Annotated in this window: 21 protein-coding genes; 8 read left to right on the top strand and 13 right to left on the bottom strand. The window is 64.3% G+C overall.

The genetic code is table 11. The features are described from left to right. Positions 1-77 precede the first annotated feature (77 nt). Positions 78-1,268 carry a glycoside hydrolase family protein gene (locus tag NCR37_RS21135; RefSeq protein WP_250474780.1) on the bottom strand — a complete coding sequence of 397 codons (1,191 nt, stop codon included), beginning with the start codon at positions 1,266-1,268 and terminating at the stop codon, positions 78-80. Positions 1,269-1,771: 503 nt separating this feature from the next. Beyond that, entirely contained in the window at positions 1,772-3,238 is a 1,467-nt protein-coding gene (locus tag NCR37_RS21130; protein ID WP_250474779.1) for a GNAT family N-acetyltransferase, read from the bottom strand. 108 nt (positions 3,239-3,346) lie between these two features. Between NCR37_RS21130 and NCR37_RS21125 the strand changes: the two genes are divergently transcribed. Next, on the top strand, positions 3,347-4,462 hold the full coding sequence (locus tag NCR37_RS21125; RefSeq protein WP_250474778.1) for a GNAT family N-acetyltransferase: 1,116 nt from the start codon (positions 3,347-3,349) through the stop codon (positions 4,460-4,462). Between the two features lie 62 nt (positions 4,463-4,524). On the opposite strand, the gene NCR37_RS21120 is transcribed toward NCR37_RS21125, so the two are convergent. Together NCR37_RS21120 and NCR37_RS21115 are read right to left on the bottom strand one after the other, a co-directional pair. Beyond that, complete coding sequence (locus tag NCR37_RS21120; RefSeq protein WP_250474777.1) at positions 4,525-5,607, bottom strand: EpsG family protein; 1,083 nt, start codon at positions 5,605-5,607, stop codon at positions 4,525-4,527. A gap of 92 nt (positions 5,608-5,699) precedes the next feature. Next, positions 5,700-6,677 carry a right-handed parallel beta-helix repeat-containing protein gene (locus tag NCR37_RS21115; protein WP_250474776.1) on the bottom strand — a complete coding sequence of 326 codons (978 nt, stop codon included), beginning with the start codon at positions 6,675-6,677 and terminating at the stop codon, positions 5,700-5,702. Between the two features lie 165 nt (positions 6,678-6,842). Here NCR37_RS21115 and NCR37_RS21110 point away from each other — a divergent pair, with 165 nt between their 5' ends. After that, positions 6,843-7,409 carry a serine O-acetyltransferase gene (locus tag NCR37_RS21110; protein ID WP_250474775.1) on the top strand — a complete coding sequence of 189 codons (567 nt, stop codon included), beginning with the start codon at positions 6,843-6,845 and terminating at the stop codon, positions 7,407-7,409. 397 nt (positions 7,410-7,806) lie between these two features. Next, positions 7,807-8,934: an MraY family glycosyltransferase gene (locus tag NCR37_RS21105; protein ID WP_250474774.1), complete on the top strand. Its 1,128-nt coding sequence runs from the start codon at positions 7,807-7,809 to the stop codon at positions 8,932-8,934. An 18-nt stretch (positions 8,935-8,952) separates the two neighbouring features. Here the strand turns inward: NCR37_RS21105 and NCR37_RS21100 are convergent, their stop codons facing one another. Beyond that, entirely contained in the window at positions 8,953-9,972 is a 1,020-nt protein-coding gene (locus NCR37_RS21100) for a polysaccharide deacetylase family protein (protein WP_250474773.1), read from the bottom strand. A 39-nt stretch (positions 9,973-10,011) separates the two neighbouring features. Next, the gene (locus NCR37_RS21095) at positions 10,012-11,199 is read right to left on the bottom strand and encodes a hypothetical protein (protein ID WP_250474772.1); all 1,188 of its coding nucleotides are present in this window, start codon (positions 11,197-11,199) and stop codon (positions 10,012-10,014) included. A gap of 222 nt (positions 11,200-11,421) precedes the next feature. On the opposite strand from NCR37_RS21095, the gene bluB reads away from it, so the two are divergent. After that, positions 11,422-12,069, top strand: coding sequence for a 5,6-dimethylbenzimidazole synthase (gene bluB / locus NCR37_RS21090; RefSeq protein WP_250474771.1), 648 nt, complete (start codon positions 11,422-11,424; stop codon positions 12,067-12,069). A gap of 4 nt (positions 12,070-12,073) precedes the next feature. Here bluB and NCR37_RS21085 read toward each other — a convergent pair whose 3' ends face one another. The 5 genes from NCR37_RS21085 to NCR37_RS21065 all read right to left on the bottom strand — a co-directional run bounded on the left by NCR37_RS21085 (position 12,074) and on the right by NCR37_RS21065 (position 18,654). Beyond that, entirely contained in the window at positions 12,074-13,288 is a 1,215-nt protein-coding gene (locus NCR37_RS21085; protein ID WP_250474770.1) for a YeeE/YedE family protein, read from the bottom strand. A gap of 77 nt (positions 13,289-13,365) precedes the next feature. Further along, positions 13,366-14,469: a lipocalin-like domain-containing protein gene (locus NCR37_RS21080; protein WP_250474769.1), complete on the bottom strand. Its 1,104-nt coding sequence runs from the start codon at positions 14,467-14,469 to the stop codon at positions 13,366-13,368. Beyond that, a complete protein-coding gene (locus NCR37_RS21075; RefSeq protein WP_250474768.1) occupies positions 14,469-17,030 on the bottom strand; it encodes an FtsX-like permease family protein in 2,562 nt (853 codons plus the stop codon). The genes NCR37_RS21080 and NCR37_RS21075 overlap by 1 nt, the downstream gene beginning before the upstream one ends. Continuing rightward, positions 17,027-17,722, bottom strand: coding sequence for an ABC transporter ATP-binding protein (locus NCR37_RS21070; protein WP_244850670.1), 696 nt, complete (start codon positions 17,720-17,722; stop codon positions 17,027-17,029). Before NCR37_RS21070 ends, NCR37_RS21075 begins: the two co-directional genes overlap by 4 nt. Positions 17,723-18,003: 281 nt before the next feature. Continuing rightward, positions 18,004-18,654: a hypothetical protein gene (locus tag NCR37_RS21065; RefSeq protein ID WP_250474767.1), complete on the bottom strand. Its 651-nt coding sequence runs from the start codon at positions 18,652-18,654 to the stop codon at positions 18,004-18,006. Between the two features lie 237 nt (positions 18,655-18,891). Between NCR37_RS21065 and NCR37_RS21060 the strand changes: the two genes are divergently transcribed. From NCR37_RS21060 to NCR37_RS21050, 3 genes are all read left to right on the top strand, one after another. Beyond that, positions 18,892-19,998 (top strand): NADH:flavin oxidoreductase/NADH oxidase, encoded by a 1,107-nt coding sequence (locus NCR37_RS21060; protein ID WP_250474766.1) that lies wholly within the window; start codon positions 18,892-18,894, stop codon positions 19,996-19,998. Positions 19,999-20,067: 69 nt separating this feature from the next. Next, positions 20,068-20,436: a hypothetical protein gene (locus NCR37_RS21055; RefSeq protein WP_250474765.1), complete on the top strand. Its 369-nt coding sequence runs from the start codon at positions 20,068-20,070 to the stop codon at positions 20,434-20,436. Positions 20,437-20,729: 293 nt separating this feature from the next. Next, positions 20,730-23,063, top strand: a complete 2,334-nt coding sequence (locus NCR37_RS21050) for a two-partner secretion domain-containing protein (RefSeq protein ID WP_250474764.1) — start codon at positions 20,730-20,732, stop codon at positions 23,061-23,063. Between the two features lie 41 nt (positions 23,064-23,104). On the opposite strand, the gene NCR37_RS21045 is transcribed toward NCR37_RS21050, so the two are convergent. Both NCR37_RS21045 and NCR37_RS21040 read right to left on the bottom strand, forming a co-directional pair. After that, positions 23,105-24,847, bottom strand: coding sequence for a ShlB/FhaC/HecB family hemolysin secretion/activation protein (locus tag NCR37_RS21045; protein ID WP_250474962.1), 1,743 nt, complete (start codon positions 24,845-24,847; stop codon positions 23,105-23,107). 241 nt (positions 24,848-25,088) lie between these two features. Beyond that, entirely contained in the window at positions 25,089-26,258 is a 1,170-nt protein-coding gene (locus tag NCR37_RS21040; protein ID WP_250474763.1) for a zinc-dependent alcohol dehydrogenase, read from the bottom strand. Positions 26,259-26,665: 407 nt separating this feature from the next. Here NCR37_RS21040 and NCR37_RS21035 point away from each other — a divergent pair. Next, positions 26,666-26,796: manganese catalase family protein (locus NCR37_RS21035; RefSeq protein ID WP_250474961.1), on the top strand; the 131-nt coding region annotated here is incomplete at its 3' end.

Here is a 26,796-nt window from a genome sequence, read left to right as displayed (position 1 = left end):
AAATCAGAAACAGCCGACAAACAGAAGAGCCGCGGCAAAAAGGCGGCTCTTCTGTCCACGGCAACGGCTGCTGCCGCTTAGCGGGTGTACGTCATGTTCGTCACTTCGACCGACGGACCGGCGTTATCCCAGTCCGTCTTGCTGAAGCCGAGCGCCGAATGCGTGTACACCGGGTTGTCGCTGCTGATGTGGCCCGTGACCGAGCGACCGTTCAGTTGCAAGCCGCCGACCGCGTACGCCACGTGGTTCGAAGCGTTGTCGTGGTGGTTCGTGATGTCGATCGACACGACCTTCGCCACCGGTCCGGGGAACGCGCCCAGGTACACGAGGATGCCGTAGTGGCAGCTGTTCGTCGTCGGGCTGATGATCTTGATGTTCTGCAACACCGCGTTGTTGTTGTTCGGCTCGATGTCGAGGCCGGCCGAAGGCATCGTGCCGCCGATGGTCGACCACGTCGGCGAGTCGAACGTGATGTTGCTGCCGCTCGTGATCGTCGCGCCCTGACGGCGGCAGCCCGTGGCCACGTGCTTGGTGATCATGACCGCGTTGCTCGCCTTCGTGACCGTGCGATACGAGTTGCCGATGTAGATGCCGTCGCCCCAGCAGTTGATGGTAGTCGGCGAGGTGATCGTCACGTTCGTTCCGCCGGCAATCGAGATGCCCATGCCCTGGCCGCCGTCGTTCGGATCGTTCGTGGCCGAATTCAACTCCTTGCTGCCGTCGAGCGTGGCGTTTTCGATCTGAACGTTATCGACGTCGAACACGCGCAGCATCTGGTAGCTCGCCGTGTTGTGCGCGAGCAGCTTGATCGACGCGCCGCTTGCGAAGCGCAGGTGCGAATTGGAGCGCAGATCGAGACCGGCCGCATCGATGCGCACCTTGCCCGAGATCAGCAGAATCTTGCCCACCGAGCCGTCAATGGCCTTTTGCAGCGCGACGCGGTCGTTGGTCACGCCGTCGGCCTTCACGCCGAAGGAGCTCGCGTTGACGACGGTGCCCGAGGTCGAGGTGCTCGCGGCCGCTTGCGTCGACGATGCCACGCTGGTGCTCGATGCCGCCGACGCGCCTGAAGCGGTCGACGCGCGGTGCCAGCGTTTGTCGGTGGCGGCGAGGTCGTCGGTGCTGCCGCCTCCGCACGCGGCCAGTGCCGCCGTGCCGGCGCCCATGACAAGCGCGGTGACGAACTTGCGGCGCGTGAAAACGCGGTTTTCGGTTTGGGAGGCGGTGTGCTCGAAGAAGGAATTAACGGTTTTTTTGGAAAAGGACATTGTGCTTGACGTTATTGATAGGCGACTAGGAAAAGAACGTTCGTCGAAGACCGATAAATCGGGTGACATTTGCCGAGCGGTTTAACCGGGGCTTTAATTGCCCAAAGCAAGCCACTTCGAATATGCCGGTCAAACTTACTTCATAACGCTCGCGTAAAAAGGTATCTAATACCGACACCGGGGACGTATGATACATAACCTTGTATGACCATTAATATTGTTTCGTAACGAGCTGTAACGAAATAGCGGGGACAGGTCATAATGTCGAGGACGTACGTACGCCTCAATCGCACGCCAGGCGGGGGATTCGGGAAAACGTGAGGGATTACTTCTGAGGATTGATATTAATTTCGCGCGAGTGGCGAAATTAATCCGTCGTCGCAAAAGGACGACGGTTTTCACGTCTGAAGATAAGTGAAATTCTTTCTGACAATATTCCTCTGAATTAATGCGCCGGCTGCGTGTTTTATTGCACGATTTTCCAGCCGGCGGATTTATTCAGATTATTTAGCGGCTTCGCTCGTGCGGGTTTCTACTGATTCACCGCGGGTTTTTCCGGATGTCGCATCGGTACTCGGCCGGCGCATTCCGGCGCGAATAGCGGCGAGTTTCGCAATGCCGTCCTGCATGGCGAATGCGACGCGTCCCCACGGAGACTGGGCGATCTGAAGACTGACTGCGATCGCGAGATTGCCTTTGCTCCAGTACGGCTTGAATGCCTCGGACCCGACGCCGAGGTCAAAGTCCAGTTGGTGTTCGAGCGCCCAGCGCACCCACGCCTCGGTGGTGATCGCGCCGGGCGCGAGCTTGCTGTGCTGGCGGTCGAATCCGCCCATCGCGCCGAGAATGCTGTCGGTGCCCATCCCGATCATATTGGCCGCGATGGGAGCGCCGTCGAGCATGAGCACCATCATCCGCGCGCTCGGCTCGGAGTCAGGCCCGGCCGGGTAGTTGAGGATGTTGACTAGATAATTGCGGAAGAGCGGGGAATAGAGCCAGGCGCCCTTCTTGTCGACGCGCTCGGCCCAGTTGCGCTTGCAGGCAAGCATCCAGTCGACCATGCGGGCGTTTTCGTCGGCGTCGTCGGGGCCAAGAATGCGAATCTCGACCTTGCCCTGCCGCTCCAGACGCCTGAGCAACGCGCCGGGCTTCTTTCCGGATAGCGTGCCGAGCGGAGCGGAGAAGCTCTCCCAGTCCTTCTCGCGCGAGAGTCGCGCAATGGCGTAGGGATGCTCGTTCGCCACCATCATGCCGTCGTGGGCGCTCGCCAGCCGATACAGATCGCCGTTCTTGTCCAGATAAGGAAGCAGGATAATGTCCGAGGGGCACTGCTCTCGCGCCGCGCGCCAGACTGCTTCGGTCAGCGCGGGCGACGCATAGTCGGGGTCGGCGAGCACGGTCGTATAGTCAGCGGATTCCGGGCTCAACGGACGCAGTATGGTCCAGAGCCGATTGCGCGAGCGCACGAGCGGCCATGCCGCAATGAGCCGACCTTCACTACGAACCGCGATGAGCCGCAACGCGCGCCCGAGCGGTTTGGCGACGCACTCCCAACTTAGCCACGCAACCGGGAACGATTCGTGATGGCGTCCCTTGGCGCGGCTCCAGAGGGCCTGCCATTCGGGTTCGAGTGCCTTGAATACTTCGGGTGATTTGATGATCTCGATGTGCGGTGCTGGTGCAATCATGAATGTGCCTAAGCCCTTGCTTGGTTTAGGATCGCCCGTGGAACAGGGATCGACGGGTTGGACAAAAGTACGCGAGTCTGGACCCTTGGGTGTCCTGCGCCTGAAATCTTGCATCGGCGAGCAAGGGGCGCAACGTGCGATGCCGTACAGTGGTTCACGCGAATGCTCAATACCCTGCGGTAAAACACCGTAATACGTCGCCTGATGACGTGACTTGACATCGCCGAAAAATATGCATTGCCTCTTTGATCCGATCTCGGCACACGCTTTCCATCCCGCCATGCGAGGCGTCGGAAAGTTGTCGACTAACGCGCACAGCGCCTGATCCTGATACTGCCGAAAGGCCCGAATCTAGCCCCATGGCTATCATGAACCGAGTTGCGAGGGACAATGGATAACGAATGCTTTTCTGTCAGTGCTCTACCCGATACGACGAATACCGAAGCAGTCAAAGCCAAACCCAAGACAAAACCCAACAAACCCAAGGCTAAATCAAAAGAGATCGTCACGAGCGCGAACGACAACGCTCGACCGCAAGGAGCGTTCGAACGGTCGATCTTTCATCAGCCGTGGTGGCTCGATATCACCAGCGACGGCAGGTGGGGCATCGCCGAGGTCAAACAGGGCGATGAAGTCATCGGCGAGATGCCGTACACGCTCGAACGCAAGGGCATCTGGCGCATCTCGGCCTTGCCGCCGATGACCCGCACGCTCGGGCCCGTCATCAAGCCGCAGAAGTCGGGCACCCCCGACCGCGAATGGTGTTATCGACTGGACATTACGAGGCAACTGATCGCCAAGCTCCCGCCGGTCGCGCATTTCCATCAACTGATGGATACGCGCATGTCGGAAGCCGAAGCCTTCGCCTTCATGATTCACGGCTACGACGTGTCGATCGGCTACACGATGGAAATGCCCGCCGAACGCACGGAAGAAGAGGCATGGTCCGGCCTGCGCCGCAATACCCGCAACTGGGTGCGGCGCGCGAGCGAGCAGCTCACCATTCGCGAGATCGACAGCCCGGACGGCTTCACGCGCTTCTACGACGATAACCTCGCCGTGCGCAAGCGCAACAACGTCTATGGCTCGCAGATCATGCGGCGACTGCTTACTGAAGTGCTCCAGCGCAAGTCGGGCACGTTGCTCGGCGCGTTCGATCAGACCGGCAAGCTCGTGGCCGAGACCGCGCTCGTCTGGGACGACCGTGCGCTCTATTACCTGCTTTCTTCGCGTCTTCCGGAAGCGCACGGTGGAGCCATCAGCCTGCTCATCTGGGAAGCGGCGCGCGTGGCCCGCGAACGCAAGCTGCTGTTCGACCTCGACGGCATTTCCACCGCCAGCATTCTCGACTTCCTGTCGGGCTTCGGCGGCCGTCTCGTCACGCGCTATGAAATCGAGAAAGTGCGCGCGGACTTCGGCGCCCTGCGTACCGTCCTGCGCGGCGAAAAGACCGCGACCAAGACAGGCGCCAAGCGTCTGCGCAAAATGCCGGCGGAAAAGACGTGATCTGACGCGCTCGGGCGGTCGTCATCGGCTTACACATCGCGTCGATGACCACCGCTCGCTGCCTAGCCTCCGATGAAGTACGCGTAGACGCCCTCGAAGTAGCTCTTGATGATCTCGGCGGATAGCACCAGCAACACGCCCACGATCCACCAGATCGAAAAAGCATTGCGGAAGCGAATCTGCGCCACGATGAACGGCAAGAGCAGCTGCACGCAATACCAGACGCGCCCCTTGCCGAAAGGGAACAGCGCGAACGCGAGCACCAGATAAAAGACCAGCACGATATGCATGGTGGCCAGCTCGGTCCAGACCGTGGGCTGCGCCTTCGGCCTGTTCTTCCATTCCGAATACAGCATGACGATGGACGCGGTCATATAGACGACCAGCAAGATCACGAGCTTCATCGTGAAGTCGTTCTGATAGCCTGCATATTCGTCGATGCGTCGGCCGCCGAAGTTGCGGAACAGAAAGCCCGCTGACGATACGAGCACGAGCGCCGTGACGCCCGCGCATGCGAAAGAAAGCCGCCGGCGGTCGCCGCACGCGCGAATTGCCATGAGCAGCAGCGCCGGAATGGCGAACGTCGTGTGAACGAAGCTCGCGAGTACCCAGCCGGTCACAGGCCGCTGATACCGCAGCGAGAGCAGCATGGCGATGGAAAAGCCCATGCCCTGACGAATCTGAAATGTGCCGACGGTGGCGAGCGCCATCGGCACGACTGCCCACAGGCATAGTCCGACGAGCGGCCTGCGCACTTCCAGCAGCGCGATAAAGATCAGCGTGTTGAGCAGCACCACGGTCACGCGCACGCCCGTTTCGGGCGACAAGCCGAGCGCATTCAGCCCGACCACCCATGCGCGCCAGCCGAACTCCTCGGTGACGGTGCTGATGACAAATGCAAGCGTCGATGTCCGTTGATAATAGGAACTGACGAACCAGTCCCACGTCGTGCGGCGGAAGTATTCGAGGTAGTTGTCCTGGTCGAGCAGCGTGGACACCTCGCGCGGACTCGTCGCCATCAGATACAGAATGACCAGCGCAATGGCGATATAAGCCCAGCCGCTCGGCGTCGCAAAGAAGTTCTGCGCGCGATGCCCTGTCCGGGACGCCTGTGCGTCGCTCAATCGCATTGCCCGTGCTTTCATCTAAGGATTCCCAAAGGAATAATCGGCCTAACGCGAGCGTGCGGCGGCGCACGCATCGAGTCTGTACGTTGTCACACAACGCGCGGACGGCGCTATCGGACGAGCCGCAGGTCCGTCACGACGACAGTGGGACCGCGCTTGTCATAGTCCACGTTCTCAACCGACGCAAGCCGGGAATTCACCCATGTAGGCGCGCGGCTCTCCACGCGGCCCTTCACGATCCACCCTTTCGTATCGAGTCCTGAAACACTGAACGCGTTATCGGCCGAATTTTCATCGCGATGCCCGGTGATTCGAATATCGACATTCTTCGCCCTCGGTCCCGGCAATTGCGCGAGAAACACGAGAATGCCGATCTTGCAGCGGCGCGTGACGGGATCGACGACGCGGATGTTTTCGAGCACGTCCTCATTCGAATTCGGCTCGATATCGAGTCCCGCTGAGGGCGCCGTGCCGCCGATGTCTTCCCACACGCCGCGCTCGATGGTGATATTGCGGCCACTGATGATCGACACGCCTTGTCGCCGGCAACCGACCGCGCGGTGATCGACGAGACGAATGCCGTCCGACGCGGTGGCGCTCGGCCGATAGCTGTTGGCGATGTACACGCCGTCGCCCCAGCAGCCGATGGTCGTCGCCGACCGAATCGTCACGTTGGCGCTGCCCGCTACCGAAATGCCCATGCCGTAGCCCTCTTCATGGCGTTTGGCGGGCGCGGCGTTCAGTTCCTTGCTGCCGTCGAGCATGGCGCCTTCCAGCACGACGTCGTTCACGTCCCAGATGCGGACGATCTGATAGAACGGCGTGTCGTGCCGCAGCAGCTTAATGGATGCGCCGGGGCGGAAGCGCACGCGCGATCCGCTCCGGAGTGCGATGCCGCTCGCGTCAATGCGGCAGCGTCCGCCGATCACGAGCGTCTTGCCGACGGATGCGTCGATGGCCTTCTGAAGCGCGACGCGATCGTTCGTCGTGCCGTCGCCTTTCACCCCGAAGGTGGCGGCATCGACCGTATCGTCTGCCCACGCGAGCCGCGGCGCGACGCTTTTCATCAGGACGCCAGATGCAATCATCTGTATCGCGAGTCTTCTCTGCATACCGTTCAGGCGCATGCGCGCGTCATATCGAATAAGCCAAACGAAATGTGAGTTCTCACACTTATATGCCCGCTCGTCCCCGCTAGGCTACGCGGCAACGCCCGCCATTCCCGCTCTTCAACTCACACGACAAATCGAGCAATGAAGCCCATCGACCTTATCAGAAGCGATCTCTACCGCTACGCCGGATCGATCGGTGCCGGCGTGTTCATTCGCAAATTCGTTTCATCCGAAGGATTCAATTACTCCGTGTGGTTTCGCCTCGCGTCGGGGTATTCCCGAGGATTGTCCGGCGTACTCCTTAGAATCATATTGCGCCGCAAACAGCGTCAATTCGGCATTGTCATTCCGGTGGGAACGCGTATCGGACCGGGACTCTACATCGGCCATTTCGGCACCATCGTCGTGAATGAAACAACGTTGATCGGCGCCAATTGCAATCTCTCTCAAGGCGTCACCATCGGCTCCAATCACGGACAAGCCGCAACCATTGGGGACAACGTATATATCGGTCCAAACGTGTGCATTGTAGAGAACGTATTAATCGGCGATTCGGTGACTATCGGCGCGGGAAGCGTCGTGACGTCGAATGTGCCTTCCAACGTCACGGTTGCGGGCGCGCCTGCCCGCGTGGTGAGCGACGACCTCGCACGAAAGCGCGAAGGCCGCTATATCGTCCGCCGATGGGCCGCTCCGGACATTGCATGACCGTTCGATTGTCATGATGGCGACATGAGATATGTCCGCAAGGTCGCTAAAGCACAAACGTAGGCTTTTGCGACCCGCCAATTTTGGATCAATACGCGGTCTAGCCAACATTTCGTCAACGAAAAACCTAGTTACCGAAACGGCTGTCCGCGCGATGATATTCGGACTCCAAACGTCCGCGAATGCGCGGGAATTCCCTGATTAATCATAATAAAGGTTTCTTCTAAACGGGACTTCGGAGCCCTTATTTATCGGTGTTCCTTTTTTGAGCCGAAGCGAGTCTGTTGCATCTGCTTAACCGCATGGGCGCGTGCGCATCGAATCGCGGCCATCGTACGCAGGTGCAGCATGTTTCAAACCGAATCCTCCGCACTGTTGACAAAATGAGTAAACGACAATGCTGAACCTTGCCCTCGGCTGCTTCACTTCGTTTTGTCTGACTCTTCTGATCGTGAAATACACGAGCCATGCGGGATCGAGATGGCTCGACAACGATCTCACGGGAGTGCAGAAAAATCATGCGTTTCCGGTTCCGCGTGTCGGCGGCATCGCAATCATCGGAGGAACGGGTATTACCTTTGTCATGGGCGGGCTATTCGGCGCGAACCCGCGCGGCGAGTCTTTGTTGCTGCTCGCATGCGCGGCGGTGCCGTTCGCGGCAGGCTGCGTGGAGGACTTGACCAAGCGCGTGAGCCCGCGCGCAAGGTTGCTCGCGGCGATGGCGGGCGCGATCGGCGGCGTCTATGCGTTGAATGCCGTGATCGGGCGCGTAGATTTGCCGATCGTCGATCGCGGTCTCGCGCTGATGCCGCTCGCCATCGCGCTAACCGTGCTCACGGTGTCGGGGCTCACCAATGCGATCAACCTGATCGACGGCATGAACGGCCTCGCTTCGGTATCGTCCATCCTCATCTTCGGCTCGATAGGCTTTGTCGCGCATCAAGTGGGCGACTGGCTCATCATGAGCGTTGCATTGACGATGATCGGCACCATCCTCGGTTTCGCCGTCTGGAACTATCCGGGCGCCGCGATCTTTCTCGGCGATGGCGGCGCCTATTTCATCGGCTTCGTCATGGCGGAACTGCTCGTACTCCTGATCGCGCGCCACCCGGCGGTTTCGGCGTGGTACGCGGCCGTGGTCGCCATCTATCCGCTGTTCGAAACCATCTTCTCGATCTATCGGCGCAAGTTGGTGCGCGGGCGGCCGGTCAGCGAACCGGACGGCGTGCATCTGCATACGCTCGTGTATCGGCGCATTGCACTACGGGGCGCGGATTATCGCGATGTACGGCAGCGCGGACGCCGCAATGCGCGCACGTCGCCTTATCTGTGGGTGCTGTGCTCGGTAGGCGTCGTGCCTGCGTCGTTGTTCTGGAACGAGCCCGTCGCGCTATTCGCCACCGACCTCGTATTCGTGAGCGTCTACGTGTGGTTCTACACGTGCATCGTGCATTTCAGGACACCGCGCTTCCTGGTCGGCCATTCGTCGATCACGCCGGCCACGTCGCAGGAGACGCGGCGCTGACGGAACGGAAGCAGCGGCTCAGGTCGCCGCTTCGGATGCGCTGTACTCGGGCTCGTTCGTCCGATGATGGGCGGCGAGCGCGCACAGCTCTTCCATGTTCATCGACACGAATTCGTACTTGTCGCGCAGATGCGCGTAGTGGTCCGCGATGCGCTGCAGGAACGCGATGTTTTGCGCCGTGTCGCGCCCGAAGTTGTGCGGATGCCACCACAGGTGATAGAGCCGCTTGTTGATGGCCGCGTAGGTCATCGCGTCGGTGATTCGCTTCAGGCGAAAACTGTCCAGCCACGCCGTTTTGCGCTTATACGGCCTCAAGAAGCTGCTCGCCGGGAAATTGAACGGCATCGCGCGATAGCAGTCGTCGAGCGCATAGGTGTTGTGGCCGGAGAGGTCGATGTATGCGTCGAGCAGGCGCGTCGCTCGCTTGAGCCGGCTCTGTCCTGCCTTGTCGGACGCCGCATAGGCGTGCCCCTCTTGCGTTCCTCGATAACACAGCACCCCGAAGCGGCTAAGCGAAGCGAGGTATGCGTCGTTGCACTGGTTGCGCGGAAACACGATGCTTCGCACGTACACGCCCGCGCGCCGCGCCACTTCGACGGCGCGCGCGAGATCGGCTTCGAATTCGCGCAGGCCCTGTCCCTCTTCCAGGCAATAGTAGTGCGAGTACGTATGCGTGCCGATGGCCTGTCCCGGCTGGCGCGCAATGCGCTCGATCAGTTCCGGCGCGAAGTGATAGAGCGGATCGAGATCGCGCGCAGCTTCGATGTACTCATAGGGCGATATGCCCGGCCGCGTATAGCGCGGCCGCGCATCCGGCAGATTCGCCTTCAGTTCCGCGACATCGCGATGAAACAGGAAGCCTACCGTCGCCCACGTCGCGTGAATGCCGCTTGCGCCGAACACGCGAAGCATCTCGGGAATGGCGCGCCGCACGCCGCGCAGGTTGTCCCCGTAGCTTTCGATGGTGCGCGTTTCGCGCACGCCCCATAGCAACTCGAAGTCGAGAGAAACGGTGAAGACGCCGTGATCGAATGGCATGAATCGGTCTCCCGACAAAATACGCGCGGCTACGGTGGATCAACGAGAGGAACGGGCCATGGCGTTGCGCTCGCGCAGTGGCGTCGCGGCGGGCGTGTCGGGCACATCGCTTCGCGCATCCGCCGCCGCGGTTGCGCCCGCGCGCTCGTACGCCAAGAGGAGTGCAATGTTCACGCACAGAATCATGAGAAGGCCCACGATCAACATGCTCAGATTGCGCAATTCATCGTGGAATCCGAACGTGATGAAAAGCGGCACGTTCACGGCCAGCGCAATCCATACATGACGCCGGAATACGAGCGGCAGCTTGCTCCATCCCGAGCGCAGCAGAACAACGGCAATCACGATGTTGATGACGTTGAAACCCTTCGACATCACGACGCCATAGTTGTATTCGAAGCGCAGATAGCTCAATGGATGAATCAGAAAGTCGAGATTATGAAATAGATGAAACTGCGCGACATCGCCGCTATTTCCCGCATATTTCAGCTTGACGGCCACATTGACGGCCGCCGCGATGGCGAGCAACACCGCCTGCGCGATCACGGCACGACGCAAAGAAAGTCGCGCATGAAGAAACGGAAACAACGTGAGCACGAAGAAGAGAAACGATTCCTTGTTCAAGGTCGCGATGGCCGTGAGCGGAATTAGCCATAACGCTCGGCCGGTCGCCGCGAGCCATACCGCGAGCATCATGAAAAGCAGTTCGGGGAAGTCGTAGAAATAGGCGCCGTCGGTCAATATCAGCGGGAAGACCGCGGCGAGCGCCATCGGTGCGAGCGTGCTGGCGGTTCTGTCCGCCTGCAAGGTCAGGCAGACGGCGCGCATGGCGAACATCGCGAGAAAAAGCGCGGTGAACGACATGCCGAAGATCAGGTAATAACGCAGCGCGTACTGGGGATTACGCGCGTCGACGGCGCTCGGGTAGAACCATGTGATCGGGTGATGCGTCCGGTTGTCGTCCATCAGAAGCGCGTCGACTTTCGTCTTCAGCTTCTCCGGCATGGCGCGTTCGACGCCGTTCGCGAGCATCGGCAATAACTGGCGATAAACGAAGGGACGATCGATCGTGCCATCGAGCATGGCGGGCAACGCCCATTCCGGCGTCTGGTCGCGGAATTGCCACTTCGTGAAATAACCGTTGTACGATGCCGCCGCGACCACGTAATACATCACGACGAGCAGCATCCAGCGTACACCGCGGCGCAGAACGGGTTCGTTGAACATGGCGATCTCCAGACGATGTGTCGACCCAGCCCCGCAGCTCGCACGAGACTGATATCGGTCAGGCGACTGTTCCGGACAGCCTCGCGCATGTTCGCTGATTTTCCTCGCCGCGAAGGTGGGCTACCGCACCGTTATGCAAATGCAAGGCGTACTGAGCGAAGGTCGGCTGTCCGGCAAACCGCGATGCGGATAGAGTGGCGGTACCGCAATTTCTTCGAGACCATGGATAACCAGACCTTCAGCGAATCGGAACGCAACGCCGTATACCGCGCCATTCAGGAGCGCCGCGACATGCGCCATTTCGTGAGCGATCCTGTTGCGCCGCCCGTGATGCAGCGGCTCATCGACGCCGCGTTGCATGCGCCGAGCGTCGGCTTCATGCAGCCGTGGCGTATCGTCCGGATCACATGCCCCGAGATTCGCGCGCAACTTCATGCGGCGGTCGAGCGCGAGCGTCTGCTGACCGCCGATGCGCTCGGCGAGCGGCGCGATGCGTTCATGAAGTTGAAGGTCGAGGGCATGCGCGATTGCGCGGAGGTGCTCGTCATGGCGCTGATGGACGGCCGCGAGCGCCATGTGTTCGGCCGCCGGACGCTGCCCGAGATGGATCTGGCGTCGGTGGCCTGCGCCATTCAGAACATGTGGCTGGCGGCGCGCGCGGAAGGCATCGGCATGGGATGGGTGTCGCTTTTCGACCCGCGCGAAATTGCCGACGTGCTCGCGATGCCCGCAGGCGCGCGGCCCGTGGCGATTCTCTGCGTAGGACACGTCGAGCGGTTCTACGACGCGCCGATGCTGGAAACCGAAGGGTGGGCCACGCGCCGGCCGCACGAAGAATGCGTCTTCGAGAACCGGTGGCCGGCGCGTTGACTTCTTAACAGGCCGTCGGCCTGACGCGTTCGACTTCCAGCCCGAAGAGCGGGCGCAGGCGCGTGCCGAGCACGTTGCCGAAGAACGCCGCCACGAGCCACAGCCAGCCGTGCAGGCTGCCCGACACGATGCCGCTGAAGTACGCGCCGATATTGCATCCGTATGCGAGCCGCGCGCCGTAGCCGAGCAGCAGACCGCCGACGATGGCAGCGATCAGCGAGCGCATCGGCACGCGCCAGACCGGCGCGTAGCGGCCCGCGAGCGCGGCGGCGAGCATCGCGCCGAGCACGATGCCGATATCCATCACGGACGTCACATCGTGCGAAACCGGCGCGGCGAGCGCCGCGGCGTTCGGCTTGCTCATCCAGTACGGCCAGCTCGCAACGTCGAAGCCGATAGCGGACGCCGCCTTCGCGCCCCACAGCGCGAACGCGGACGTGACGCCCCACGGCCGGCCCGACAGCGCGAGCGTGGCGAAGTTGAGCACCGCGAGCGCCAGCGCGCCGGCCAAGAGCGGCCACGGACCATGCAGCCACGGCGACGTGTGCGCTGGCTGCACGTGCGCGGCGACGAGCTTGCCGTGCCGGCGCTTCTCGATGACGACCGTCAGCGCGGCGATCAGCGCGAACACGATCCAGTTGACGGCGAGCGCGGGCGCGAGGCCCAGCGACTTCACGAGCGAGATGGGCTGCAACGAAGGCAGCCCGGTCCAGAACGGCATATGCGCGGTCGCGATCACCGATCCGACGATGAACGCGGCAAGCGTCACGATCATGCGCGTGCTGCCGCCGCCGACCGTATAGAGCGTGCCGGATGCGCAGCCGCCGCCCAGTTGCATGCCGATGCCGAAGAGAAACGCGCCCACGATGACCGACGTTCCCGCAGGCGACACGAGCCCGCTCACAGGCATGCCGAAGAGCGACCCGGCGGACAGCGCGGGAAAGAACAACGCGACGCCCACGGCCAGCATGAGCATTTGCGCGCGCAGGCCGGCGCCGCGGCCATCGGCAATGAAAACGCGCCACGCGGAAGTGAAGCCGAAGGCGGCGTGATAGAGCGCGACGCCGAGCAGCGCGCCGACGACGTACAACGCGGCCTGACGCGCGCCCGCAGTCTGCGCGAGATAGAGCACACCGGCAAGTAGAAGGAGGCAGGCCACGGTCAACGGCTTCGGGTTGATCTCGGTGCGGCGGCGAAGAGGGCTGGCTAAGTCGGACATGATGAGTCGAGGCGGTGAATTTGCGTAAACCCCTATATTGTCGGCCTATTTTGGGGTTCTTGCTGGCGGCCGCTTCGTCACCGCTTCCCTGCTTCGGCCTCTTTGCCGTAGCCCGTGAGTTCGAGATAGCCGCGTCCGCCCTTGCCTTCGGCCTGACCTTCGCCCTTCACCGTCACGGCGCCTTCCCAGTACACCGCGCCGGTGGATTCACGCGAGTCGAGTTCCTGATCGTCGATGAGCGGCGCAAGACGCCAGCGCATCGCGCCGACGCGCACCGTCATCGCGACCGGATAGCGCGTGTTCGTGCGCGGCGAGCGCCACTGGCGCTCCGGCGTGAACTCGACATTGTTGGGGCCGAACCGCGTCGTGCGGCCATCGCGGTCGCGCAGCGCCGCGTGCGCCCAGACCGCGCGGCCATCGCGGCTGCGAACTTTGAACGCCATCAGCGCGGAACCGTCGTCGAGGTTCGCGCCGAGCCAGTCCCAGCCGGCGGCGTCCGCGGGGAGCAAGGTGCTCGACCACTCGTGATCCAGCCACGCGCTGCCGGTGACATCGACCGTATCGCCCCGGCCTTTCGCGGAGGGCCGCGTGACGCTTCCCGTCACCTGCAATTGCGGTTCGCTGTAGTAATAGCTCGCTTCTTCCGGCGACGGCCCCTTGCGCGAATAACCGCGCTCGCCCTGAACCATCGGCGGCTGCGTCGGCGTGAACGTGAGATGCAGCGCGAAGCCGGCGGCATCTGCGCTCACGGCGTAGCGGCCATCCGCTTCGCGAACCATGCGCCATGCGTCGAGCTTGACGTCGGTGTTGCCGTTCGCCGCATACGCGAGCCCAAAACCCTGCCGCGCGATGTCCTGATCGTGCACGAGCCGCCCGAACGCCGGATCGGAGAGCGCGGCGTGCGCGACGATGACCTGCGACGGATCGAACGCGCCGCCGCCGCCCTTGCCGGTATTCGAGCGAAAGAAGGTGATCTGGAAGCCGAGCGGCTTCTTGTCCGGCGTTTGCAGCCAGCCGGTCGCATACCACCACTCCGTGCGGTACGCGGGATGCGCGCCGCTGTCCTGCGGCCAGTCGATCGCCCGGCCTGGCTCGACCGCCGCGAACGGCGCATCGGCGGCGAGCGCGCTCGTCGAAAAGAACGCGGCCAGCGCCGAAAGCATCGCGAGCAACGAGCGCATCACCAGTCCTCCCGCACGGCGCGCACCGCATCGACCGATACGGCGCGCCGCCCCGCCAGCACCGCCGTCGTACAGGAAGACACGAGCATCACCACGCCGATGACGACGAGCATCGTCCACGGCACATGCAGCGACATGGTCCAGTGGAACGATTGCGGATTGACCACGAAAACGAGGATCAGACTGATGGCGAAGCCGAGCACGCAGCCCATGGCAATGCCGAGCAGCGTCAGCAGGCCGCCTTCGGAGGCGAGCAGCGCGAGGATCTGCTTTCGCGTCACGCCGACATGGCGCAGCATGCCGAATTCGCGCGAGCGCGCGAGCGTCTGGACCGAGAACGTCGCCGCGACGCCGAACAAGCCGATGATGATCGCCACCGCTTCGAGCAGGTATGTCACTGCGAAGCTGCGGTCGAAGATGGTCAGCGTGCGCGAGCGGATGTCGCCGGGCTGCGAGAACTCCAGCGCGTCGCCGAACGGCAGGCTTTGCAGCGCCGCGATGACCTGCCCTGCCCGCACGCCCGGGCGCAGCGTGATGGCCACTTCGGTTGCGCCCATGTCGCCCGTCAGCCGCCGATAGTCCGCGAGCCGCAGTTGCAGCGCGCCCGTCTGCCGCACGTAGTCGCGCCAGATGCCCGCCACGACGAAATGTTCGTCCGCGCCGCCGAGCGGCAGCGTCACGCGCTGGCCGGTGCGATAGCCGTAGAGATCGGCCATCGCCTCGGACGCCCACACCGGCGTTTCGTCGGCCCGCCAGGCTTCGGGCGGCAGCGTCGCGCCGGTCATTTGCAGCATCGCGCCGGGGTCCGCGCCGTTGATCTCGCGGGCGATCACCGCGACGGGCGGTTTCGAGGCATCGAGCGTCACCTGCGACGAGCGCGAGAACGCCGCCCGCGCGACGCCGCCGGTGGCCGCGATCTGCGCCTGCTGCTGCGGCGTGAGGCCGCCCGTATCGCCGGTGGATGCGAGCCGCGCGTAGACATCGGCGGAAAGCAGATGCTCCAGCCAGTCCACGACCGATATCCGGAAGCTCGCCACCATGATCGCCATCGCGACGATCAGCGTGAAGCTCGACAGCACGCCGCCCATTGCAATCGACGCCTGGCCCGGGGCGTTCGCGAGCCGCGCGAGCGCGAGCGTGCCCACCGCGCTGCGACCATGATTGCGGCGCAGCCACGCGTAGGCCGCGCTCGCCGCGCCGAAGACCATCGCCGTGAGCCGCGGCATCAGCGCGATGCCGCCCACCAGCAGCAGCGCGACGGCGAGATAACCCGCGATGGGCGCATCGTCGATGGGCGGCGCCTGCGTGAGCGCCGCGCCCGCGACGAGACACAGGAGCGCGGGCCACGGCGTCGAAAGCGGCGAGAGCGCGGCTTCCTCGCTGCCCGCTTTCAGGGCCGGCGCAGGGCGCGCGCGAACCGCTTCGAGCGCGGGAACGAAGGTGCCCGCGAGCGCGACGCCCAAGCCGAGCGCCAGAAAGATCGCGGTCGAAACCGGCTCGAAATGCACGCGCGGCTGCACGCCCGGGAAGTAGCCGCCGCCGAGATCGCTGCCGAAAAAGCGCAGCGCGAGCCCGGCCACCGCAAAGCCGAGCGCGATGCCCAACAGCGCGCCCGCCACGCCGAGCAACGCGCCTTCGGACATGATCTGCCGCACGAGCTGGCCGCGCGTCATGCCGAGCACGCGCAGCATCGCGAACTGCGCGCGGCGTCGCACGACGCCCGCCGCCTGCGTCGAGAAGACGAGGAACGCGCCGGTGAAGAGCGCAACCAGCGCGAGCACGTTCATGTTGATGCGGTAGGCGCGCGACAGCCTGTCCGTGCGGCTTTCGGTGTCGCGCGTCTCCGCGACGACGAAGCGCGGGCCCAGTTCATCCTGCAACGCGCGGCGAAACGCTTCGCGATCGACCCCGCGCGCCAGTTGCAGGTCCACGCGGGAGAGCCGCCCCTGCACGCCGAAACGCGACTGCACGGCCGCAATATCCATCACGCCGATACGCTGGCCGGCCAAGGCCCGCACGATGCCGCCCGCCACGCGCAAGCGCACCGGCGAAGTGCCGTTCTGCAAATCGACGTCCGCGCCGACGCGCGTGTTCAGCCATTGCTGCGCGGCCGTCGAGAGAAAGATGGCGTCGTCCGACAAGACGTCGAGCGGCGTCTGCGGCGACGGCACGCCGGTCAGATCGGGCGCGATGCGCTTCGCGCGGAACACGTCGATGCCGAGCACCTTGAGCGGCGCGGTTTGCTTCGGCACCGCGACATCGAGTTCGAGCACGGGGCTCGCCACGACGACGCCCCGGCGCATGGCGAGCATCGGATAAAGGCGCTCGTCGATGAACTGTTGCGCGCCGCGCACCTGCAAATCCGCCTGCCCGGACAGGCTGCGCGCGGCGGCGGAAAATTCGTTGAAGGCCGCGCTATTGATGAGTTGCACCGCGTAGCCGAGCCCGACGCCGAGCGCGATCGTCAGCACGGCGACGAGCGCTCGCCCGCGATGACTGCGCCATTGAGCGCCCAGCAGCCAGCGCGCGAGCATGCGATGACCGGCGGCGCGCGCCGTCATCGTGCGCGCGACTCGTTGAACGCCGCGAGCGACGCGGCTTCGTGCAGCGTGCCGTCGGCGAGGATCAGCACGCGGTCCGCGAACGCGGCGGCGGCTTCCGAATGCGTGACCATGATCGCGGCCGCCCCGGTTGCTTTCGTTTCGGCGTGGAAGAGGCCGAGAATTTCGTGAGCCGTTTGCGGATCGAGATTGCCGGTCGGTTCGTCGGCGAGTATCAGCCGCGGGCGATGCACCAGCGCCCGCGCGATGGCCACGCGCTGAAGTTCGCCGCCGGAAAGCTGGCGCGGGAGATCGTTCTGACGATTGAAGAGACCGACGGCGGCGAGCATGCCGTGCGCGGGCGTGGTCGGCAGGCCGTTCAGGAGCAGTGGCACCGCGACGTTCTGCACCAGCGTGAGATGCGGCAGCACGTGAAACGCCTGAAACACGAAGCCGAGCTTTTCGCGCCGGGTTTTGGTGGCAGCTTCGTCGCTCATCGCGGAGATAGGCACGCCGTCGATCAGAATCTCGCCGCTGTCGGGGGCGTCGAGGCCTGCGATCAGATTGAGCAGCGTGGATTTTCCCACGCCCGAATCGCCCATAATCGCGATGAATTCGCTCGCGCCGAGCGTGAAGTCCAGCCCTGCAAGAATGGTTCTGCCGGGACCATAGGTTTTGTGAAGGCGGCGGCATTCCAGGGCGGGGCGTGTCATAGGCAAGCGCGCTCAGTATCCTCGGGTAACGAGTATTATGCCTAAGGTGTTTCGTCCGATGTGAAAGCTCGTTCGCGTCTCGTTCGACGGTCAGCTTTGCTGATTCGCCTGATGTTTGGGCGGCGCGATGAAAGCCTAGTGATTGACGCTCGGAATGTTAGGAGGCGCCGTATTGTGGCCGGACATTCGTTAGGAAAACTTTCTTCACAGGCACGACTCGTTTATTCGTCATGCAAACGATCCCATCGGAGCGCTGACCGCGTTTCGCCGCATTCGCGCCGTCACCGCCCCGTCTTCACCGCATCGGCTACGGCCGGCTTCTCCCAGCCGAACGCCTGCACGTCCGTCACCGCACCGCCGACCGCCACGACGCCGCGTATCTCGCCGGGCATCGGCAGCACGATCGCGTGCCACGATGCATCCGCGCCGCTCTCGCACCGTTCGGCGCGCGTCTTGGCGATACGCGCGGCATCCGCGAGCGCATCCACCGTGACGCCGATCCCGACGCTCGCCGATCCCACCGCGATCACGATCCAGATGCCCGAATACGCGACATCGACATGAACGCTGCGTTCGCCGCGCGGGTCGGTGGCGATGATGCGCTCGTCCGGGCCGTCCTCGACCTGCACTTCTTGCGGACGGCAATCGAACATCTGCGAGACGACGAGCCGCAGCGTCGCGCGCGCCACGCCCAAACGCCGCCCGATGGCCGAATGCGGATGCAGTCGCGCGCGCCTGCGCTCCGCGACGCTCAGCCAGCTGCCGACGTTCGACGCCGACGCGAAGCGGAATTCGCTCGTGACGAGCCACACGCACAACTCGCCGCTCGCGGGCGGCCGGTCGACGGCGCGCGATTTCGCGAGATCGTGATAACGCCACACGGCGTCATCGGCCAGTTTCAGCGGGAAAGACGTGCAGACGCGCTGCATCATGCATGCAGGCTCGGTCGAAGGGCAAAGGAATGCGGCATGGCGGCGACCTCGCAGTTGTTTTGTGGGGCGCCCGCCGGGCGGGCAACCTGCATTTTCCGGAACGGTTCCTTAACAAACGCTTAGGAACCGGCCTTCATTTGGCATTCAATGGTTATTGGACGCGCGCGGACACGGCGCCGGCATGCCGGAATATCGATTGCTGCCCTCTCCGACCATCTGTCATTCCGGAGACCCCCTATGCCACAAGCCGCTTTGTTTTCCCCCGCGCGCGTGCGCAATCTCGAACTGGCGAACCGCATCGTCATTGCACCGATGTGCCAGTACTCGGCCGAAGACGGCTGCATGAACGAATGGCACCTGATCCATCTCGGCCAGCTCGCGTTGTCGGGTGCGGCGCTGCTCACCATCGAGGCGACCGCCGTGCTGCCCGAAGGCCGCATCACGTGGGCGGATGTCGGCCTATGGAATGACGAGACCGAAGCCGCCCTCGAACGCACGCTGAAGGGCATCCGCCGCTGGTCCGACATGCCGATCGCCATCCAGTTGAGCCACGCGGGCCGCAAGGCATCGACGGAAGTGCCGTGGGAAGGCGGCGCGCAACTCGCGCCCGACCACGCGCATGGCTGGCAGACCGAAGCGCCCTCGTCCGTGCCGTTCGATGAGAACGAAACGCCGCCCGTCGCGCTGGACCGCGCGGGGCTGGAGCGCATCCGCGACGCCTTCGCCGCCTCGGCGCAGCGTGCCGCGCGACTCGGCCTCGACCTCATTCAGATTCACGCGGCGCACGGTTATCTGCTGCATCAGTTCCTGTCGCCGCTTTCGAACCGGCGCGACGACGAATACGGCGGCTCGCTCGAAAACCGCATGCGCTTTCCGCTCGAAGTCTTCGACGCCGTGCGCGGCGCCTTTCCCGAGGACCGGCCGGTGACGGTCCGCGTGTCCGGCACGGACTGGGTGGAAGGCGGCTGGGATATCGAACAGACCATCGCCTTCGCGCGCGCGCTGGAGGCGCGCGGCTGCGATTCGATCCACGTGTCGAGCGGCGGTCTGCACCCGGCGCAGAAGATTCCTGTCGGTCCTAGTTATCAGGTGCCGCTTGCGCGCGCGGTCAAGGGCGCGGTGAAGATGCCGGTCGTCGCGGTGGGGCTCATCACCGGCATCGAGCAGGCGGAGAGCATCATCGGAACGGGCGACGCGGACATGATCGCGCTCGCCCGCACCGCGCTCTACGACCCGCGCTGGCCGTGGCACGCGGCGGCGCAACTGGGCGCGCACGTGCGCGCGCCCAAGCAGTATCTGCGCTCACAGCCGCATCAATATAGAGACTTGTTCGAAGAGGACTGAGGCCCCGCGCAAACGCCGCGGCGTGCTATCTTCAAGCCGTCGCGCGTCGCCGTGTCATGTGGTGCCATCATGAGTCAAGTCCGCTATCCGCTCGGACCCGACGACCGGGTGCATCTTCTCTGCTGGCTCACATGCGGCTTTCTCGGCGCGTTTTATCTCGAAGGCGCGTGGCCCGAGCCGTCGTTTCAGGTGCGCGCGGCGCATCGCTGGCTGGACAACCACAACCGCGCCGCCGACTGGATCGAGACCGCGAAGCTCTCCGTCACCGCTCAGGCGCTCGCGTCGCGCTTCTGTCCGTTGCTCGATACCGAAGCGGGACGCAGCGCCATCGAGAAAATCATCGAAGGCGACGATCTCGACTACGAGAGCGAGCTCGTCCAGCGCATCTTCCACGCGTGCGTGGTTCAGCTAACGGACCGGCGGCGGCCCTTGCGCTGACGGTGGGCAACCACGCGCGCGGGCGTTGCATTTGTCCGACAGAACGCCTTCCTCCAAACGCTTATTTCACTTGACAAGCCGGTCGTCCGCGCCTTGCAGCAAGCCTTCGGCCGCGCGGATATTTTCTGCGGGCCCAATGTGCGGTAGCACACACTTCGGCGTTCGGGCGCGTTGCTAAATTCGTGCCGCCTGCTCGCACATCGATGTTCGCCCTCTCGCTAGCCGATGACGGCGCGGCTACACCGTCAGCGGCCAAAGAACGACAAAACAAATCGACACAGCCCGGAGGGTGTATGCAGCGCAGCATCGGTTCTTTCAGTCGCGCCTCGCGGCTTCGGCCGCTCTCGGCCATCGTGCCGCTTATCGTCGGTCTTCACTCCGCGCACGCCGCGCCGCCGCTTCCGAGCGGCGGCCAGTTCGCCGTGGGCAGCGGTTCGATCACCGGCGGCGGCCGGTCGCTCGTGATCGACCAGACCTCGACGCGCGGAGTAATCGACTGGAAGAGCTTTTCCATCGGCAGCGGCCGGCAGGTCACGTTCAACAACGGCAACGGCGCGACGCTCAATCGCGTGACGGGCGGCGATCCGTCCACCATTCTCGGCCAGCTCACCGCGAGCGGCAGCGTGTATCTCATCAACCCGCAGGGCGTGGTGATCGGGCCGGGCGGCGTGGTCGCGACGGGCGGGCGCTTCGTCGCGTCCTCGCTGAACGTGAGCGACGCGGCCTTCATGACGGGCGGCGACCTCACCTTTTCCGGCGACGGCCGCGGCGTCGTGGTGAATCTCGGCAAAATCGGATCGAGCGGCGGCGATGTCTTCCTCGTCTCGCGCACGGCCGCAGTCAACGCCGGCTCCATCGACGCGCCCAAAGGCAGCGCCGAACTGGCGGCGGGCGCGCAAGTGCTGCTGCACGATTCATCGAGCGGCCAGCAGATTTTCGTGCAAACGGGCAGCCACGGCACGGTCGCGAACGCGGGCGTGATCCACGCGGCGCAAGCGAGCCTTCAGGCCGCCGACGGCAACGTCTACGCGCTCGCGGGCAACAACGCGGCGATCCGCGCGACCGGCACCGCGAAGCGCGACGGCCACGTGTGGCTCGTCGCCGATCAGGGCGCGGTGCATGCGGCGGGCACTCTCGCCGCGACGAATGCCAACGGCAGCGGCGGCACGGTCGAAACCCGCGCGGCCACGCTCGATGTCGCGAACGCAAACGTTGTCGCGGGCGAGTGGTCGCTCGCGTCGCCGACCTTCACCATCGACGGCGCCACCGCGAACGCGTTGTCGCGCAGCCTCGGCAACGGCACGTCCGTGAATGCACAGTCCGGCGGCGATCTGACCGTGAACGGCAACGTGCGATGGAACGGCAACGCGTCGCTGACGTTCGGCGCGGGGCATGGCGTCACGGTGGCGCAGACATCGACTATCGCGAACACGGGCGGCGGCAGCCTCACGCTGCGCGCCGATTCGAAGGGCGTGGACAACGGCGGCAGCGTGACCAATCGCGGCAACATCGACTGGTCGGGCAGCACGGGCATCGTGAGCGCGCTCTACGACATGAACGGCAGCTACGCGCCCGGCACGCTGCTCACGCACGCCGGCTGGACGGCCGCGCCGTATAGCGGCGTCGTCACGCAGATTACCGCGTACAAGCTCGTCAACTCGCTCGCCGATCTCGGCCGCGTCTCGCAGAACCTCGCGGGCAACTATGCGCTCGGCAAGGACATCGACGCGAGCGCGACCGCGTATCCCAACTTCTTCACGCCGATCGGCGCGACGCCCGCCACGCCGTTCACCGGCCAGTTCGACGGCTTCGGCCACACCATCGACCGGCTAGCGGTCAGCGATCCTTCGTCGTCGGGCTACGTCGGCATGTTCGGGGTGATCGGCGCGAGCGGCGTCGTGCGCGATATCAAGCTGACGAACGCCAGCGTGGGCGGCGGCGCGCCCGGAACCTACGGCCTGCTCGCCGCGCAGAACAACGGCCTCGTCACGTATGCCTCGACTTCGGGCGACCTGTCGTACGGCGGCTTCGGCGGCGGAGGAAACGGCGGGCTCGTCGGCGCGAACAACGGCCGCATCGAGCGTTCGTCGAGCAGCGCGACGGTCGGCTTCCAGGGCCCGTCGGGCGGTCTCGTGGGCGTGAATACCGGGACCATCGCGCAGTCGTATGCGACGGGCAATCTGACTGGCGGCTCGCATGCATCGGTGGGCGGGCTCGTCGCCTTCAATAACGGCACGATCACGCAGTCCTACGCGACCGGCAGCACGGGCGGCCAGACCGGCGACGGCGGACTGGTCTACGACAACGGCAGCGCGGGCGTCATCAACGAATCGTTCGCGGTCGGTCAGGTCGGCGGCGGCGGACCTCCGTTTGCCGGGTACGGCGGCATCGCGGCGATGAACGAGGGCGTGATCGGCAACGTCTACTGGAACCGTGACACGACGACGCTCACGAACGCCGTGGCCGTCAACAACGGCACCGCGCCGGGCGACGCGAACGGGCTCTCCAACGCGCAAATGCGCGTGCCGGGCAACTTCAAGTCGTGGAACTTCGGCGCGGGCGGCGCGTGGACCATGCCCGCCAACGCGACGCATCCGGTTCTGAGCTGGGAGCAGGCGCGGCCCTGAGGCGTCTCGCGCAGAGCGAAGGGCGGGCTGCGGCCCGCCCTTCAACTGCCGATCACGACGAACACTTCACCGAGCGGCGCCTTCGATCCGTTCGGCACGACCGCTTTCAGCGGGAACCCGAACGTTCCCCGCACGCTGACGAAGCGCCCCATCTGGAAGCGAATGCCCGCGCCGACGCTCGCAAGCGATGCGTTGTTGACCTCGCCCGCTTCGGGAATGCGGTTCCACACGTGTCCGGCATCGAAGAAGACGAACGGCTGCATCGCCGCGACGCCTAGGGTGAGCGGGGGCGCGCGCATTTCCGTCTGCACGTTCCAGCCGCGATCGCCTTGCGCTGCATACGGCTCGTAGCCACGCACGGTCGCATCGCCGCCTAGTCCGAGTTCTTCGCTCGGCAAAAGCGTGTTGCCGGTCCACTGAAAAAGCCCGCGCGCGGACACCGAAAATCCCGACGCGCCCAGCGGCGACTCCTTCTGCCCCGACAGTTGCAAGTACTGATAACGCGGCGTCGCGCCGAGCCGCGCGGCATCGAAGGCAGCTTCGTTGTTGCTGCTGTCGAGACGGCCGGGACTCGCAAAGAGCGACGCGTTCAGATGCGTGCCGCCCGTCGGGTCGCTGTTCGTCAGATCGTAGGCAAACACGAACTGGTGGATATGCGTGTTCGCGTTGAATACCTGAAAGCCGCCGAATTCGAGGTCGTTGTTCGAGCGCTTGAAGTCATAGCCGAACTGAATCTGCTGCTGCCATGCGCCCGCGCGGTCCAGCGGCGGAAGCAGGCGGTCGTAGCGAAAGCTCAACTGCGAACTGATCCCGGTCTGTCCATAACTGTCCGGCAGGCGCGGCGTGCTTTGCGCGAACACGCCGAACAGTTCGATGCGATCCAGCCACGGCAGCGGCGCGAAAAAGTTGAACGAATGCGCGACGAAGCGCGCGCGATCGGGACGTCCTTCGATGTCGGGGTTGCCCGAGAAGAGGTCGTTGCTCGCCGTCGCCTGATAGCCGATGCGCGCGTCGATGCCGAACAGGTTGCCGTAGTCGAAGCCCGCGAGAACCCGGTCGCGTCCAAGATCGCGCACGCCGTCGTTGTTGTAGCCGCCGTAGACGCGCAGCGGCAGGCGGTCGTCCGTTTGCAGCACGACGTCGGTCGTGTTCTGCGCCTCGCCCGGAGCATAGATCACATCGACGCGGCGATACGGATTCGCGTTGAGCAGCGCGAGCCCCGCTGCGACATCGGCCTCGTGGATCGGCTCGCCGCTCGCAAGCGGCATCTCGCGCGTGAGCAGCGCATCCGAGAAATAGCGGTTGCCCTTCGCCATCACGCGCCCCGCGCGGAACTCGGCGACCGCGATGGTCACCACGCCGTTGCTCACGTCCTGCTCGGGCACGTAGACATCGACGAGCGGCTGTCCCGCGGCGCGATATCGCTGCACGACCGCGCGGCGGATCTGCGCGAGACGCGCGAAGGTAAGCGGCTTGCCGAGATCGGCGGCGAAGGTGTCGAGAAACGCGGCGTCGAGGAGCGGAAGGTCAGTGGACGCGATCGCGCCCTGCGCGGCGGACTGCCGATTGCCCGATGCGGCCTCGCCTGCGCGCGCGAACGCCATGCCGCGCAAGTCTTCGATTGCGACGGCCTGCGACTCGTCGGCCGGTTGCTGCGGCGGCTGCGGCGCGCGTGGGCGCTCGGCGGCGGGCGGCGCGATCGGCGCGACATCGCGATAAGCCTGCGCTGCGGCATCGCCCATATGCGCGCACAGCGCGGCCACCGCGACGGCCAGCGCGCGCATCGGCGGAAAAAGACGCGTCATGCGCCGCGAATGCGCATGGCCGAACTTTCGACGCGGCGGGCAGGCAGGCCGCGCCGCGCGTTGTCAGCGTGTGTCATGCCGCCTCCGATGCTGTCCGTTGCTGGGCCGCCGACTATATATCGGCGGCGGTCCGGCCCGCCAGCACGCGTCCGGCATGAATGTGCGAAAGCGCACGGTAAGCATACGAATCGACTCGCCCCGCGCGCAACGCATCACGCGCTTAGGGCCTCAGCACGACCTTGATGCAGCCGTCTTCCTTGTCGCGGAAGGTCTTGTACATGGCCGGCCCGTCCGCGAGCGACACCGTGTGCGTGATGACGAACGACGGGTCGATCTGTCCGTCCTGAATGCGCTTGAGCAAGTCGTCCGTCCAGCGGTTCACGTGCGTCTGACCCATGCGCCACGTCAGTCCCTTGTTCATCGCGGCGCCGAACGGAATCTTGTCGATGAGCCCGCCGTACACACCCGGCACCGACAGCGTGCCCGCCGGACGGCATACGTAGATCATCTCGCGCAGCACATGCGGACGGTCCGTCTCCAGCATCACGGCCTGCTTCGCGCGGTCGTACATGGCATCGACGGAACGCGTCGCATGCGATTCCATGCCCACTGCGTCGATGCACTTCTCCGGACCCTTGCCTTGCGTCAGATCGCGCAGGCGCTCCAGCACGCTCTCTTCCTTGAAATTGATGACGGTCGCGCCGCCCGCGCGCGCCATCGCGAGGCGCTCGGGAATATAGTCGATCGCAATCACCTGCTTTGCGCCGAGCAGCACCGCGCTGCGAATCGCCATCTGGCCGACCGGGCCCGCGCCCCAGATCGCGACCGTGTCGGTCGGCTCGATATCGCATTGCACGGCGGCCTGCCAGCCGGTCGGGAAGATGTCGCCGAGAAAGAGCACTTGCTCGTCCGTCAGGCCGTCCGGAATCTTGACGTGCGTCTTGTCCGCGAACGGCACGCGCACGTATTCGGCTTGTCCGCCGGGATAACCGCCCGTCAGATGCGTGTAGCCGAAGAGGCCCGCAGTCGTGTGGCCGAACACTTTGTCCGCGACATCCTTGTTGCGGTTGCTGCGTTCGCAGACCGAAAAATTGCCGCGCTTGCATTGATCGCACTCGCCGCAAACGATAGTAAACGGCACAACGATGCGATCGCCTTTCTTGAGCGCCTTGTTGTCGGCGCCGACTTCGACCACCTCACCCATGAACTCGTGGCCCATGATGTCGCCGGATTCCATGCCAGGCATGAAGCCGTCGAAGAGATGCAGGTCCGAACCGCAAATTGCGCACGTCGATACCTTGATGATGGCATCGCGCGGGTGCTCGATGACCGGGTCCGGGACTGTCTCGTATCGGATGTCTTTCTTGCCTTGCCAAATCAGCGCCTTCATTGTTGCCTCCAGCGGGAGTGAAAGGTCGGATCGCGTGTTGCATCGGTGAGCGGCGGAAATGCCGCGACCGCAAACAAGGTCAGCAACGCGTGTTCCGCGTTGGCGGCCGCAGGATGTCCATGACGGCATCGACTGCGCGCAGTACGTAAGCGATGCAATAACGCGAACGGCGCAGCGGGGTCCACCCCTTGAGGGGCGAATGCCCCACGCCTGGGAAACGCCCGCGCAAACCGCGCCGCGCGTCGCCCCTATCGGCGCGATTGGAAAAATCCAACGGCGCGGCGCGCCGTGGGAATACCCACTGCTATTCACTCGATGCGCCCATCCGGTTCTAGCCCTGGACGCTCGATGGCGCTTCCCCGCATCGCTTGTTTGGACCTCTCGCACTTTCATCGAAGGAGCCTGCCATGTTCATCCACAACAAACGTCTGCAGTACACGGTGCGCGTTGCCGCGCCCAACCCCGGCCTCGCCAATCTGCTCCTCGAGCAGTTCGGCGGCCCGCAAGGCGAGCTTGCCGCCGCCATGCGCTACTTCAC

This window comes from Caballeronia sp. GAFFF1, from assembly GCF_023630705.1.
Lineage (GTDB): Bacteria > Pseudomonadota > Gammaproteobacteria > Burkholderiales > Burkholderiaceae > Caballeronia.
The sequence above is the reverse complement of the archived record's forward strand: the minus strand, read 5'-3'. Positions and strand labels throughout refer to the sequence as shown.